This window comes from Variovorax sp. Soil_C_17, assembly GCF_057657265.1.
In genome coordinates, this window is sequence record NZ_JBDGIT010000003.1 from 175,184 (window position 1) to 188,637 (window position 13,454).

Sequence of the window (13,454 nt, forward strand, 5' to 3'; positions counted from 1 at the left end):
TGAGGGGCAGCGCGCTCAAAAAAGGAGCGGCGGTCACTGCCGCCGCTGGCCCTCACCCCAACCCTCTCCCCAAGGGGAGAGGGAGCAAGAGAGGGGCCGCTCGTTGCTGCCTTACAGCGACTTGCCGGCCGGGTAATCCGGCTTCTTGTCGTTGCCCTCGATGTACGGGCTCCACGGCTTGGCCTTGACCGGACCCGGCGTCTTCCACACCACGCTGAACTGCCCGTCGGCCTTGATCTCGCCGATGAACACGCTCTTGTGCAGGTGGTGGTTCTTCTCGTCCATCTTGGAGACGATGCCCGAGGGCGCAGTGAAGGTCTGTCCGGCCATGGCCGCGATCACCTTGTCGGTGTCGGTGCTCTTGGCCTTCTCGACGGCCTGCTTCCACATGTGGATGCCGATGTAGGTGGCTTCCATCGGATCGTTGGTGAGCGGCTTGTCCTTGTGGCCTGCGATGTTCTTGGCCTTGGCGTAGTCGCTCCACTGCTTGATGAAGGCGGTGTTGGTCGGGTTCTTGATCGACATGAAGTAGTTCCATGCGGCCAGGTGGCCCACCAGCGGCTTGGTGTCGACGCCGCGCAGTTCTTCCTCGCCCACCGAGAAGGCGACCACCGGCACGTCCTTGGCCTTCAGGCCGGCGTTGCCGAGTTCCTTGTAGAAGGGCACGTTGGAGTCGCCGTTGATGGTCGACACCACGGCCGTCTTGCCGCCGGAGGAGAACTTCTTGATGTCGGCCACGATGGTCTGGTAGTCGCTGTGGCCGAAGGGGGTGTACTTCTCGTCGATGTCCGTGTCCTTCACGCCCTTGCTCTTGAGGTAGGCGCGCAGGATCTTGTTGGTGGTGCGGGGATAGACGTAGTCGGTGCCCAGCAGCACCCAGCGCTTGGCGCCGCCGCCTTCCTTGCTCATCAGGTAGTCGACCGCGGGAATGGCCTGCTGGTTGGGCGCGGCGCCGGTGTAGAAGACGTTCTTGCTGAGTTCCTCGCCCTCGTACTGCACGGGGTAGAAGAGCAGGCCGTTCATTTCCTCGACCACCGGCAGCACCGACTTGCGCGACACCGAGGTCCAGCAGCCGAAGATCACCGAGACCTTGTCCTGGCCGAGCAGCTGCTTGGTCTTCTCGGCGAACAGGGGCCAGTTGGAGGCCGGGTCGACCACCACGGGCTCGAGCTTCTTGCCGAGCACGCCGCCCTTGGCGTTGATCTCGTCGATCGCCATCAGCACCGTGTCCTTGAGGACGGTCTCCGAGATGGCCATGGTGCCCGACAGCGAGTGGAGCACGCCGACCTTGATGGTGTCGGCCGCGAGCGCCGGCACGGCGGAAAGGCTGGCCAGCGCGACCGCGGCCGTGAGCGCCTTGAGGGTGAAGCGACGTTGTTGCATGGGGACTCTTCTCCTGGGTGTGAATGACACGCCGGAGTCTGCGGAATCGATCGCGCAGCGGAAATACGCCGGGTGGCGTACAGGGATCAGGCGCGCAGCAGCGCGGGATGCGTCTGCTTCAGGTGCTTCTTCAGCAGCACCAACAGGTTGCCCGCTTGCTCGGCACACTCCGCGACCATGCCACGTCGGCAAAGCCAGCGCTCCCGAGCACCATCACGTCGATATCGCTTCGGGGCGTCTCGTTTCCCGATGCGATCGAACCATAGATGAAGGCGAGCGTGACCGATTCACCGAGTGCGCAGATCGCGTCGCGCAGCACGTCAGCAATTCCCGCCGTCTTGCGCAGCAGGCCGGCGATTTCATCGAACACGGGGCTGCGGTCGTTGGCCCGGTAGTGAACCTGTCGGCCGACTTCGTTGCGCATCAGGAGCCCTGCATCGCTCAGGCCCCGCAGTTCCCGATGCAGCGAGCCTGGCGATACGCCGGTCATGCGCGCCAGTTCGCGCACATGCAACGCCCGTTCCGGATGAAGGAACAGCGCTGCAAGCACGCGGGTGCGCGCTTGGCCTAGAAGATGTTCCGCGACGCCTGGCATGTTCTCATTTTTGCTTCAAATGTAGCCACATTGAGAACAATGAATTTCTTCACTTGAAATAGGCGCGCGCGTAATTGATCGGCGCATGGTCCGCCAGGTCGCGCAGCAGCACCGCGCCGCGCTTCCAGGCATGGTCGACCACGTAGCGCGCCCGCCCCTGGGCGCGGTCGCTCTCGATGAAGCTGACGTCGGGGTTGTGCATGCACTCGCCCTCGCAGCTGATGTAGCTGGTCGGCCCCGCATGCGCATAGAGCGAGAAGGCCGGCGGCAGTTGGGTGACGACGTCGCAGCCGTCGACGAGGCGCAGGATCTCGACTTCCGCCAGCGCGGCCACGAAGGCCGCGTTGCCGACGCGCGGGGAGCCGAGCGTGACCAGCAGGCTGGGCGGCAGCACGGTGGCGATCAGCGTTGCGAGGGCGGCGCCGAGGCTGTGGCCGGTGAGGATGAGCGCTTTGCGGCCGGCACCCTCGCCCTCTTCCAGCCATTCGCGCAGCAACGGCAGCAGCGCCCGCGCCGCGCGCGCGAAGCCCGCGTGCACGCGACCGCCGCTTTCGGGCCACTCGACCTGGTTCGCCTGCAGGTTGGTTGCCAGGTCACGGATCTCGTCGGGCTGCGTGCCGCGGAAGGACACCAGCGCCGTGCCGTCGGCATGCAGCGCAGCGAAGGCGAAGCTGTGCGAATCGGCGTGCGGAATGAGCGCCGGCGGCCCGAAGCCGGCGCGCGCCAGCGCATCGGCCAGGCGCTGGCGCTCGCCGTCCGCAAGATCGGCACGCAAGTAGGCCAGGCGCGATGCTTCGATGGCCCACTGGGTCGGCGTGTAGTGCTGCCCGGCTTCGAACAGCGTGTCCTGCCGCTCCGGCGAATAGAGCGCCGTGCGGCTGGGGTCGTAGGCGATCGCGGGCATGGCGCTCGAAGAGGCCTAAAGGGCGGCAAGCGCCTTGAACTGCTTCGATGCGAAGGCCCAGATCAGCCGCGAGGCATTGGGCCCGGCCGCGTCGCTGAAGGGCAGGCGCGGCGCGCCGCCGCTCCACGCATGGCCGAGGCCCGCCACCTCGCACAGCATGACGAAGGTGCGGCCCTTGCGCTTGAACTCGGTCACCCGCATCGCATGGCGCTTGCCGCGCTGCACGGTGCGCTCGATGCCGGGGCGCGCACCGGTCGCCGTGGCCCAGACCTCCGCGGCGCTGAGCGCGTTGCGCGCCGAGACCACGAGATCGACATCGCCGTGCAGGACCAGGAGCGGCGGCAGCGTGGTGAAGACGGCGGCGGCACCCATGGCCTTGCCGACCGCGGTCGCCGGCATGGGCGGCACATGGCGCCCGCGCATCGCGCCGAGGGCGGTGGCCGGAGAGCGGGCGGCGCCGGGCGCCACCCCCGAATGCATGGCCACCGCCTTGAAGCGCACGGGGTAGCGCGTGGCCATCAGCGCCGCCATGCCCGCGCCGGCCGAGAGCCCCGCCACGGCGATGCGGTCGCGGTCGACCGGGTACAGCGTGCAAGCCTGGTCGACCGCGGCCATCAGGGTCGCGGCCTCGGCATCGGCCTTGCCGAAGCGCCGGTCGTACCAGTTCCAGCAGCCCTGCGGATGGGCCATGCGGTCCTGCTCCGGGTAGAGCACGAAGAAGCGTTCGCGTGCTGCCAGCAGGTTCATGCGCGTGCTGGCTGCGAAGTCGCGCCCGGTCTGGCCGCAGCCATGCAACATGACCAGGAGCGGCAGACGCTCGCCGGGCAGCACATCCGGCGGACGGTACAGGTGATAGCGCCGCGCGCCGCCGGGGCCGAGCGCCGCCCCGGCCAGCCAGTCGCCGGGACCGCGCGGTGCCTTGAGTTGCTCGGCCGCCGCGCGCTGCACCTGGCCCGCGATGCGCCTCCCGCTGCGCAGCGTGGCCTTGGTGAGCGCCTTCATGCCGCGCTGGTAGGCGCGGGTGATCGCCGAGGCGGCAGAGGTCGAGGAAGGGCGACGAGCCATGGTGCTTGCGTGGGCCGGAGTCCGGCCCCGCACCTTAGCAGCTTCCGCGCCGCGGGCGGCGCGGCCAGGCGCCTTCAGTAGACCTCGGGCACGTACATCGAAGCCGGCACCGGCTGGCGCAGGTAGTCCGCGTGGCGCTCGCGCGCGGGCAGCTCGATGGGCGCATGCGGCACTTCCTGGTAGGGCAGCTGGCCCAGCAGGTGCGTGATGCAGTTCAGCCGCGCCTTCTTCTTGTCGACCGCCTGGACCACCCACCAGGGCGCTTCCTCGATGTGGGTGCGCTCCAGCATGGTTTCCTTGGCCTTGGTGTATTCCTCCCAGCGGCGGCGGGACTCGAGGTCCATGGGGCTGAGCTTCCATTGCTTGAGCGGGTCGTGGATGCGGCCTAGGAAGCGCATGTGCTGCTCGTCGTCGGTGATCGAGAACCAGTACTTGATGAGCTTGATGCCCGAGCGCACCAGCATGCGCTCGAAGTCGGGCACGGTGCGGAAGAACTCCTCGTATTCGTCGTCGGTGCAGAAGCCCATCACGCGCTCGACGCCGGCGCGGTTGTACCAGCTGCGGTCGAACAGCACGATCTCGCCGGCGGCCGGCAGGTGGGCCACGTAGCGCTGGAAGTACCACTGCGTGCGCTCGCGGTCGTTGGGCGCGGGCAGCGCCGCGACGCGCGCGACGCGTGGATTGAGCCGCTGGGTGATGCGCTTGATCACCCCGCCCTTGCCGGCCGCATCGCGGCCCTCGAACAGGATCACGACCTTCTGCCGGCTGTGCTGCACCCAGTCCTGCAGTTTCACGAGCTCGCCCTGAAGGCGGAAGAGTTCCTTGAAATAGGCCCGGCGAGCGGCCTTGTCGGGGGCCTGGCCCGACTCGAACTCTTCCACGCTGCGGTCTTCGATCTCGAGTTCCAGCTCTTCGTCGTAGCCGTCGATCAGATCGCGCGCGATGCGCTGCATCAGTTCTTCCTGGTCGCGGAGGGTGCTGGGCAAACTCATGGGCGGGCTCGAATCAGGGAAAGCACCCATGCTGCGCCCCCGCAATGACCGATTCGTGACAGACGAAATGCAGCGCCCGCGTCGTCACAACACTGACATACGCGGCGCCCAGCATGCTGCGACGCCGATTTCGCGCCCCACTTTCCGTTCCGAGTTCCCGCTCCTGAATCGTCCTGTCTTGTCCTCGCCCCGGGATGTTGCCGCCGCCTCGTACGGCGGCGACGAAGCCGGCCTGATCTGCGGCTACCTGTTCGACCCGGCGGCCGAGGAGTCGTCGCGCGCGATCGATTCGAACGCCGCGGTGGCCTGGCTCGCGCAGGAGACCCCGCCCGAAGGCGCCTACCTGTGGCTGCACTTCAACCTGAGCCACGCGCAGGCGGAACGCTGGCTGCACCGGCACGCGAAGCTGTCCGACACCTTCTTCGAGACGCTCAGGGACGGGATGCATTCGACCCGCATCGAACGCGCCGACGACTCCCTGATCGCGGTCATCAACGACGTGCATTTCGAATTCAGCTTCGAGCCCTCGGACCTCTCCACCCTGTGGATCAGCGTCGGGCCGCGCCTGGTGGTGACGGCGCGCGCCGAGCCGTTGCGCTCGGTCGACGCCCTGCGCACGGCAGTGAAGGCGGGCGACGCGCCGCACTCGAGCGCCGAGTTGCTGGAGCACCTGCTGCGCGTGCAGGCCGACGTGCTGGTGAACGTGGTGCGCGGCGTGACCACCCGCGTCGATGCGATCGAGGACGCGCTGCTGACCGGCCGCCTCGACCACAAGCGCGCCCGGCTCGGCGAGATGCGCCGGCTGCTGGTGCGCCTGCAGCGCCTGTTGGCACCGGAGCCGGGCGCGCTGTTCCGCCTGCTGCAGAAGCCGCCGGAATGGCTGGCCGAGGACGACGCCCAGAAGCTGCGCGGCGCGACCGAGGAGTTCTCGGTGGTGCTGCGCGACATGGGCGCGCTGCAGGAGCGCATCAAGCTGCTGCAGGAAGAGATCGCCGCCAACGTCAACGAGGACACCAGCCGCAGCCTGTTCGTGCTGACGGTGGTGACGGTGCTGGCGCTGCCGATCAACATCCTGGCCGGGCTGTTCGGCATGAACGTGGGCGGCATTCCGCTGGCCGAGGACAAGCACGGCTTCTGGGTGCTGGTCGCGATCGTGATCACCTTCACCGTGGTCGCGGCCTGGGCCGCCTTTCGCAAGAAACGCTGAAAGCACCCGCGGGCGCCCTCTTCTCGCTATTGATTCGATAGCACGCTCGACAGTCGCCATGCGCTCTGCAAGCCCATGCAAGAAAGAATAAGATCGTGGCGTGTCTTCCATCCTGAACGCCGACCTGCACTGCCACTCCGTGGTGTCGGACGGCACCCTGACCCCTGAAGAACTGGCTGCCCGCGCCGCCGCCAACGGCGTCGAGCTCTGGGCGCTGACCGACCACGACGAGATCGGCGGCCAGCATCGCGCAGCCGCCGCGGCCCGCGCCCAGGGCATCAAGTACCTCACCGGCACCGAGATCTCGGTCACCTTCGCGAACGAGACGGTGCACATCGTCGGCCTCGGCTTCGACCCCGACGACGCGGCCATCACCGAGGGCCTCTACGACACCCGCGGCGGCCGCGGCCGGCGCGCGGAGGAGATGTCCGAAGGCCTGGCCAAGGTGGGCATCAAGGGCGCCTACGAGGGCGCGCTCAAGTTCGTCGGCAATCCCGAGCTGATCTCGCGCACCCATTTCGCCCGCTTCCTGGTCGAGCAGGGCCACTGCCGCGACACCAACGAGGTGTTTCGCAAGTTCCTCACCGAGGGCAAGCCCGGCTTCGTGCCGCACCGCTGGGCGACCTTGAAGGACGCCGTGCGCTGGATCAACGGGGCCAAGGGCCTGGCCGTGATCGCGCATCCGGGGCGCTACAAGTTCACCGCCAACGAGGAATACGCGCTCTTCCTCGAGTTCAAGGAACACGGCGGCCGGGCGATCGAGGTGGTGACCGGCAGCCATTCGCCGGCAGAGTACGTCGAGTACGCCGACAAGGCGCTGGAGTTCGGCTTCGCCGCCTCGCGCGGCAGCGACTTCCACAGCCCCGACGAAAGCCATTGCGACCTGGGCAAGCTGCCCCCGCTTCCGGGCCAGCTCACACCGGTGTGGGAATTGCTCGAAGACCGCATTCAGTGACCGGGCCGACCACGACCGCAGGCCTGTCGGCCGACCGCAAGCGCACCCGCGATCTCGAATCCGAGCGCATCCTGGCGGGAATCGGCCTGGTGCTCCTGGCCGTCGCCTGCTTCACCACCCTGGACACCGCCACCAAGCTGTCCACCGCCGGCGTGCCGATCCTCATGGGCGTGTGGTTTCGCTACGCCTTCCAGGCCATCGCGACCACCGCCGTGCTGCTGCCATTGCAGGGCACGGCACTGCTGCGCACCCGGCACCCCAGGTACCAGTTGCTGCGCGGCGCGTTGCTGCTGGCCTCGAGCACGCTGGCCTTCTTCAGCCTGCGCTACATGCCGCTTGCCGAGTTCACCTCGATCGTGCTGATTGCGCCGCTGGTCATCACGCTGCTGGCGGCCACGACGCTCAAGGAGCAGGTCTCGCCGCTGCGCTGGGTGCTGGTGACGGGCGGCTTCCTCGGCACCCTGGTCATCCTGCGGCCGGGCGGCGAAGCCTTCAGCTGGGCGGTGCTGCTGCCCATCGGCCTGGTGCTGACCAACGCCTGGTTCCAGGTGCTCACCAGCAAGCTGGCACGCACCGAGAACCCACTGACGATGCACTTCTACACCGGTTGGGTGGGTACCCTGATCGCCTCGCTGGCCCTGCCCTTCGTCTGGACGGCGCTGCCCGGCTGGGAGTGGTGGGCACTGCTGTGCCTGATGGGCTTCATGGGCACGGTGGGGCACTTCATCCTGATCCTGGCCTACCAGCGCGCGCCGGCCTCCACGCTCACGCCCTACCTGTACGTCCAAATCGCCTTCGCCATGCTGGGCGGCTGGCTGATCTTCTCGCAGGTGCCCGACCGTCTGTCGCTGGTCGGCATCGCCATGATCGCGGTCTGCGGCGCGGCCGGCGCCTGGCTCACGGTGCGCGAACGGCGGGTGCCGATCGAGCCGGCCGAGTCCTGAACACGCTGCCGAGCGAATCCGTCTTCATTTGTCGGCAGAATGCACGGCTGCCGTTTCGCCTTCTCCCCCAACCATGGCCCAGTTCTTCGAGCTCCACCCCGACAACCCGCAACAGCGCCTGCTCAAGCAGGCCGCTGCCCTGCTGGCGCGCGGCGAGATCGTGGCGGTGCCTACCGATTCGAGCTACGCGCTGGCCTGCCACCTGGACGACAAGGACGCCGTGGACCAGCTGCGCCGCATCCGCCAGGTCGACGAGAAGCACCACCTCACCCTGCTGTGCCGCGACCTGAGCGAGCTCTCGAGCTACGCGAAGGTGGACAACAAGCAGTACCGCCTGCTGAAGGCCGCGACGCCCGGGCCCTACACCTTTCTGCTGGAAGCCACCAAGGAGGTGCCGCGGCGGGTGAGCCATCCGCAGCGAAAGACCATCGGCCTGCGCGTGCCGGACCACAAGGTGCTGGGCGAGCTGCTCATGCTGCACGGCGAGCCGCTGCTGGCCACCACGCTGATCCCGCCCGGCGAGACCGAGGCGCTCAACGACGCGCAGGCGATCCGCGAGCGCTTCGAGAAGCAGATCGGCGCGGTGATCGCCTGCGGCGCCTGCCCGTCGGAACCCACCACGGTGGTCGACCTCACGCCCATGGGCACCGGCGGCGAGCCGGTGCTGGTGCGCCAGGGCCGCGGCCCGGTGGCGGTGCTGGGCTTGTGAACCCCTTCGCGTCCGGTTCATCCGCAGCGGTCTGAGACAATCACCCGGTGGATATCCCCAACTTGATTCAGACAGTGCTGATCTACGCACTGCCCGTGATCTTCGCGATCACGGTACACGAAGCGGCCCATGGCTACGTGGCGCGCTACCTCGGCGATCAGACGGCCTGGATGATGGGCCGCGTGACCCTCAACCCCGTCAAGCACATCGACCCCATCGGCACCATCCTGATGCCGCTGCTGCTCTATTTCGCGACCTCGGGCGCGTTCCTGTTCGGCTATGCCAAGCCGGTGCCGGTCAACTTCGGGCGGCTGCGCAACCCCAAGCGCGACATGATCTGGGTCGCGCTGGCCGGACCGGCGGTGAACTTCATCCAGGCGATCCTGTGGGCGCTCGTCTTCGTCGCCTTGCTGGCGACCGGCGTGACCGAACCCTTCTTCGTCAAGATGGCCCAGGGCGGCGTGCTGGTCAACCTCGTGATGTGGGCCTTCAACCTGTTCCCGCTGCCGCCGCTCGACGGGGGACGGGTGCTGGCCGGGCTGCTTCCGCGCGGCGGCGCGCAGGACCTCCTGGCGCGCATCGAGCCCTACGGCTTCTTCATCGTGATGGGCCTGGTCATCGCGGGCATCGTCAGTACCTGGTGGCTGCGTCCGCTGATGAACTTCGGCTACCAGGCCATCGACCTGCTGATCTCGCCCCTCACGGCGCTGCTGCGCTGAGTTTTCCATGGCAACGTCCTCTCCCATCCGCTTTCTCACCGGCATCACCACCAGCGGCACGCCGCACCTGGGCAACTACGTCGGCTCGGTGCGCCCCTCGGTGCGCTTCAGCCGCCAGGCCGATGTGCAGAGCTTCTACTTCCTGGCCGACTACCACGCGCTGATCAAGGTCGACGAACCGGCGCGCATCCAGCGCTCCACGCTGGAGATCGCCGCGACCTGGCTGGCCTGCGGGCTCGATCCGGAGCGCGTGACCTTCTACCGGCAGTCCGACGTCCCCGAGATCCCCGAGCTCACCTGGCTGCTGACCTGCGTCACCGGCAAGGGCCTGCTGAACCGCGCCCATGCCTACAAGGCGCAGATGGACAAGAACGCCGCGCGCGGCGAGGACCCGGACGCCGACGTCAGCGCCGGCCTCTTCATGTACCCGGTGCTGATGGGGGCCGACATCCTGATGTTCAACGCCCACAAGGTGCCGGTGGGCCGCGATCAGGTCCAGCACATCGAGATGGCGCGCGACATGGGGCAGCGCTTCAACCACCTCTACGGCGAGCACTTCACCCTGCCCGAGGCGGAGATCGACGACGCAGTGGCCACGCTGCCCGGCCTCGACGGCCGCAAGATGAGCAAGAGCTACGACAACACCATCCCGCTCTTCGCTCCGCGCGCCCAGTTGCAGAAGCTGATCGCCGGCATCGTGACCGATTCGCGCGCGCCCGGCGAGCCCAAGGACACCGAAGGCTCGGCGCTGTTCCAGGTGTACCAGGCCTTCGCCGATGCCGAAGAGACCGAGACCCTGCGGCGCGCCTTCGCCGAAGGCATCGCCTGGGGCGAGGCCAAGCAGGTCCTCTTCGAGCGCATCGACCGCGAGATCGCGCCGATGCGGGCGAGCTACGAGGCCCTGGTCAGCGACCCGGCCCGCATCGAGAAGATCCTGCTGGCCGGTGCCGAGAAGGCCCGGGCCATCTCCCGGCCCTTCATGGCCGAGCTGCGCCATGCGGTCGGCCTGCGCAACCTGGCGGCCGGCGGGAGCCGGGGCGCGGCGCGCCCGAAGGCGGCCAAGGCCGCCAAGCCGGCTTTCAAGCAATACCGAGAGAAAGACGGGCTTTTTTATTTCAAGCTGCTCGACGAAAGCGGTGCACAACTGTTACAAAGCTTGGGATTCGCATCGCCGCAGGATGCGGGCCGGGCGATCGGCCTGCTTCGGGAACAGCGCGGCGCGGCATTGACATTGCTCGCCGCGCAGCTCGAACCCATCGACAATGCGAACATGCGTGCGGCAACAGACGCACTGGAGGCGCTGGCGGCCGAGAACTCGGCCGACAAGAGCGACTAAGGGAAGTGTTTCCGCGCGACCAACAAGGGCCGGCCGAGCCGGCGCGCACACAGTGAGAAAAATGCTATGAGTATCTATGTCATCGACGACCACCCCTTGATGCGCGACGCCATCGTGATGGTGCTGCGGCGCCTGCGGCCCGCCGAGACCATCGTGGAGCTGGAACGGCTCGACAAGCTGGCCAGCGCCGTCAAGCAGCATGGGGAGCCCGGCCTGTTCTGCCTCGACCTGAAGCTGCCCGACGTGACGGGTGTTTCGGGCGTGATCGCGGTGAAGAAGATCTATCCCGACGTGCCGGTGGCGGTCTATTCGGCCTCGCCGGCCGGCGACATGGAAGAAGCCTGCATCGAGGCCGGGGCCGACACCTACATCGAGAAGTCGGCCAGCTCGGCCGAGCTCACCGCCGCCCTGCGCGGCCTGCTGATGGCCGACACCGAGGCCGAGGAGCCGGTCACCACGGCCAACAGCAAGCTCTCGAAGCGCCAGACCCAGCTGATCGCCATGCTGGACCAGGGCATGAGCAATCGCGACATCGCGACCGAGCTCGACATCAGCGAGCACACGGTGAAGGTGCACCTCTGGCGCCTGTTCCGCCGTCTCGGCGTGAAGAGCCGCACCCAGGCGCTGCACCACGCGCGCACCAACGGACTGCTGTCCAGCAACAGCTAGTTCTCCCCGGAACCAAAAGCCGCCCAAGGGGCGGCTTTTTTACCCCACCGCGCCCGAGATGCGGGTCTGCGCCTGCGACTCGTCGGCGTCGTGCAGCGCCACCCGGAACACGCTGCCCCGGCCAAGCCTGGAGCGCACGCTGACGGGATGGCCCAGCGCGTGCGACAGCCGCGCGACGATCGCCAGGCCGAGGCCGAAGCCGTCCGAGGTGCCGGCATGGTCGGCCACCTTGTAGAACTCCAGGAACACGTCGCGCAGGTGCTCGCGCGCGATGCCGATGCCGGTGTCCCATACCTCCACCCGCAGGCCGTCGCGGGTGTGGCGCGAAGCCAGCAGCACCCCGCCCTCGGCCGTGTACTTGATGGCGTTGGCCAGGAGGTTGCCGATCATGCGGCGCACGCGGATCGGGTCGGTGAGCACGGTGCCCGAGCTCACGTGCATGCGGAAGCTCAGGCCCTTGGCCTCGGCGACCGGACGGTATTGCAGCTCGAGGTCGTGCAGCAACTGGGCCACATCCACCCGCTCGATGTGCAGCCGCACCTGGCCGGAGTCGATGCGCGCCAGGTCGAACAGCGAATCGAACAAGGCATTGACCGCGTGCGTGGCACGCACGATCTTCGGCGCGATCTCGGCCACCAGCTCCGGCTCGTTGCGCAGCCAGTCGGCGTACAGCGAGAGCGCCAGCACCGGCTGGCGCATGTCGTGCGCCGCGCTGGCGAGGAAGCGGTTCTTCATTGCCACCGCCGACACGGCCGCCTGGCGCTGCTGGGTCAGCGAGTTGATCAGGATGTGGTTGTGGAACAGCAGTTCGAAGCTGTTGCGCGCCGTCTCATGGATGCGCCGGCCGGCGCGCAGCAGCAGCCACCAGTGCAGGCCCGGCAGCAGCAGGAAGCCGTAGTGGAAATGCGGGCGCTCGAACTTGAGCTCGATCACGCGGAACACGATCGCCGCCAGCATGGTGACGAACAGGGTGTTGACGTAGCGCTTGAGCAGCGGCGGATGCAGCGCCAGCCCGTTGAGCGGGAAGGTGGCGACGCCGGCGACGATCAGCCAGCTCATGAACTGGTTCACCAGCGGCGTGCGCTCGAAGAAGATCAGGATCGACAGGCCCCAGGCGAAGGCGCTGGCGCTCCAGAGGTAGCGGTAGCGCTCGACGAAGTACTGCTGGGCGGCGGAGTCGCGGTCGGCATAGTGCCGGCCGTAGACCTGCTCGCCCCAGATGCGGCAACTGGTGGCGGCGATGCCGATGGCCAGCCAGACGAAGAGTTGCCAGGGCGGCACGTGGCCCCAGCTCAGGCCCACCATGGCCGGCATCAGCGCCGCGGCCAGCAGGTAGGAGCCGCGCGAGGCCCGCATCAGGCTGCGGATCAGCTCGCCGCGCACCCACGGTTCGGCCTCGTCGGCCGAGGCCGGCGCAGGCGTGAGGCTGGCGAAGGACGAGTTGCCCAGCCCCGCAAAGGACGAATTACCCATCATGGCTCACGGTCTCTCTCCCGGGTCAGTCCGGCCATAAAAAAAGCCCCTGTCGAGGGGCCCCTGTGTGCGGCTCTCGGGCGCGCTGTGAAAAGCTCCGGCAGCCGGCGGTGGCATGGAAGCCCGCGCCCGGCGGCCGGCCGTGCTGCAATCTTAACTGCGCAGGCGTCCAGAGCGCCGCGGGCCGCGTCGTGCAGGCACAACGGCGGCCGGTCTATCCGCCGCCGAAGTAGCGCATGGCCGTGCGGCCCAGCGGCGTCAGCGCGATGACGAGCGCGGTGGCCGAGGGCGCGCCCTCCGGCGGAAGGTCCGCTTTCACGTAACCCGCATCCCGAAGAATGCGCAGACGCTCGATGTCCGACTGTGCACTCAGCGTCATCGGCAACGAAGCGCCGGCAATTTTTCTCAGCAACTCGTAAGCCATCCAGTCCTCCGCCGGCTTTTTTCTTGCGGCGATTGTGGGGCATGGCATCGGGGAAGTCGGCCGCCGCCGGATCAGGCCT

Annotated in this window: 14 protein-coding genes; 7 read left to right on the forward strand and 7 right to left on the reverse strand. The window is 67.9% G+C overall.

Annotated features, from left to right (window positions below):
- Positions 1–111: 111 nt before the first annotated feature.
- The 5 genes from urtA to ppk2 form a co-directional block, all read right to left on the reverse strand.
- Positions 112–1,383, reverse strand: a complete 1,272-nt coding sequence (gene urtA / locus AC3A6Y_RS15915) for an urea ABC transporter substrate-binding protein (protein WP_487869213.1) — start codon at positions 1,381–1,383, stop codon at positions 112–114.
- Between the two features lie 130 nt (positions 1,384–1,513).
- On the reverse strand, positions 1,514–1,978 hold the full coding sequence (locus AC3A6Y_RS15920; protein ID WP_487869214.1) for a MarR family transcriptional regulator: 465 nt from the start codon (positions 1,976–1,978) through the stop codon (positions 1,514–1,516).
- Between the two features lie 49 nt (positions 1,979–2,027).
- Complete coding sequence (locus AC3A6Y_RS15925; protein WP_487869215.1) at positions 2,028–2,882, reverse strand: lipase family protein; 855 nt, start codon at positions 2,880–2,882, stop codon at positions 2,028–2,030.
- A gap of 15 nt (positions 2,883–2,897) precedes the next feature.
- Positions 2,898–3,947, reverse strand: a complete 1,050-nt coding sequence (locus AC3A6Y_RS15930) for an extracellular catalytic domain type 1 short-chain-length polyhydroxyalkanoate depolymerase (protein ID WP_487869216.1) — start codon at positions 3,945–3,947, stop codon at positions 2,898–2,900.
- A gap of 74 nt (positions 3,948–4,021) precedes the next feature.
- Positions 4,022–4,939 carry a polyphosphate kinase 2 gene (gene ppk2, locus AC3A6Y_RS15935; protein WP_487869217.1) on the reverse strand — a complete coding sequence of 306 codons (918 nt, stop codon included), beginning with the start codon at positions 4,937–4,939 and terminating at the stop codon, positions 4,022–4,024.
- Positions 4,940–5,036: 97 nt separating this feature from the next.
- Between ppk2 and AC3A6Y_RS15940 the strand changes: the two genes are divergently transcribed.
- The 7 genes from AC3A6Y_RS15940 to AC3A6Y_RS15970 all read left to right on the forward strand — a co-directional run bounded on the left by AC3A6Y_RS15940 (position 5,037) and on the right by AC3A6Y_RS15970 (position 11,478).
- A complete protein-coding gene (locus AC3A6Y_RS15940; RefSeq protein ID WP_487869947.1) occupies positions 5,037–6,146 on the forward strand; it encodes a transporter in 1,110 nt (369 codons plus the stop codon).
- 100 nt (positions 6,147–6,246) lie between these two features.
- Positions 6,247–7,101: a 3',5'-nucleoside bisphosphate phosphatase gene (locus AC3A6Y_RS15945; RefSeq protein ID WP_487869218.1), complete on the forward strand. Its 855-nt coding sequence runs from the start codon at positions 6,247–6,249 to the stop codon at positions 7,099–7,101.
- A 23-nt stretch (positions 7,102–7,124) separates the two neighbouring features.
- Positions 7,125–8,045: a DMT family transporter gene (locus AC3A6Y_RS15950; RefSeq protein ID WP_487869948.1), complete on the forward strand. Its 921-nt coding sequence runs from the start codon at positions 7,125–7,127 to the stop codon at positions 8,043–8,045.
- Between the two features lie 73 nt (positions 8,046–8,118).
- On the forward strand, positions 8,119–8,754 hold the full coding sequence (locus AC3A6Y_RS15955) for an L-threonylcarbamoyladenylate synthase (RefSeq protein ID WP_487869219.1): 636 nt from the start codon (positions 8,119–8,121) through the stop codon (positions 8,752–8,754).
- Between the two features lie 47 nt (positions 8,755–8,801).
- On the forward strand, positions 8,802–9,473 hold the full coding sequence (locus AC3A6Y_RS15960) for a site-2 protease family protein (protein ID WP_487869220.1): 672 nt from the start codon (positions 8,802–8,804) through the stop codon (positions 9,471–9,473).
- 7 nt (positions 9,474–9,480) lie between these two features.
- Positions 9,481–10,809, forward strand: a complete 1,329-nt coding sequence (locus tag AC3A6Y_RS15965; protein ID WP_487869221.1) for a tryptophan--tRNA ligase — start codon at positions 9,481–9,483, stop codon at positions 10,807–10,809.
- 66 nt (positions 10,810–10,875) lie between these two features.
- Positions 10,876–11,478: a response regulator transcription factor gene (locus AC3A6Y_RS15970; RefSeq protein ID WP_487869222.1), complete on the forward strand. Its 603-nt coding sequence runs from the start codon at positions 10,876–10,878 to the stop codon at positions 11,476–11,478.
- Positions 11,479–11,517: 39 nt separating this feature from the next.
- Here the strand turns inward: AC3A6Y_RS15970 and shkS are convergent, their stop codons facing one another.
- Both shkS and AC3A6Y_RS15980 read right to left on the reverse strand, forming a co-directional pair.
- Positions 11,518–12,954: a surface-behavior sensor histidine kinase ShkS gene (shkS, locus tag AC3A6Y_RS15975; RefSeq protein WP_487869223.1), complete on the reverse strand. Its 1,437-nt coding sequence runs from the start codon at positions 12,952–12,954 to the stop codon at positions 11,518–11,520.
- A gap of 211 nt (positions 12,955–13,165) precedes the next feature.
- Entirely contained in the window at positions 13,166–13,375 is a 210-nt protein-coding gene (locus AC3A6Y_RS15980) for a hypothetical protein (RefSeq protein ID WP_487869224.1), read from the reverse strand.
- Between the last annotated feature and the right edge of the window lie 79 nt (positions 13,376–13,454).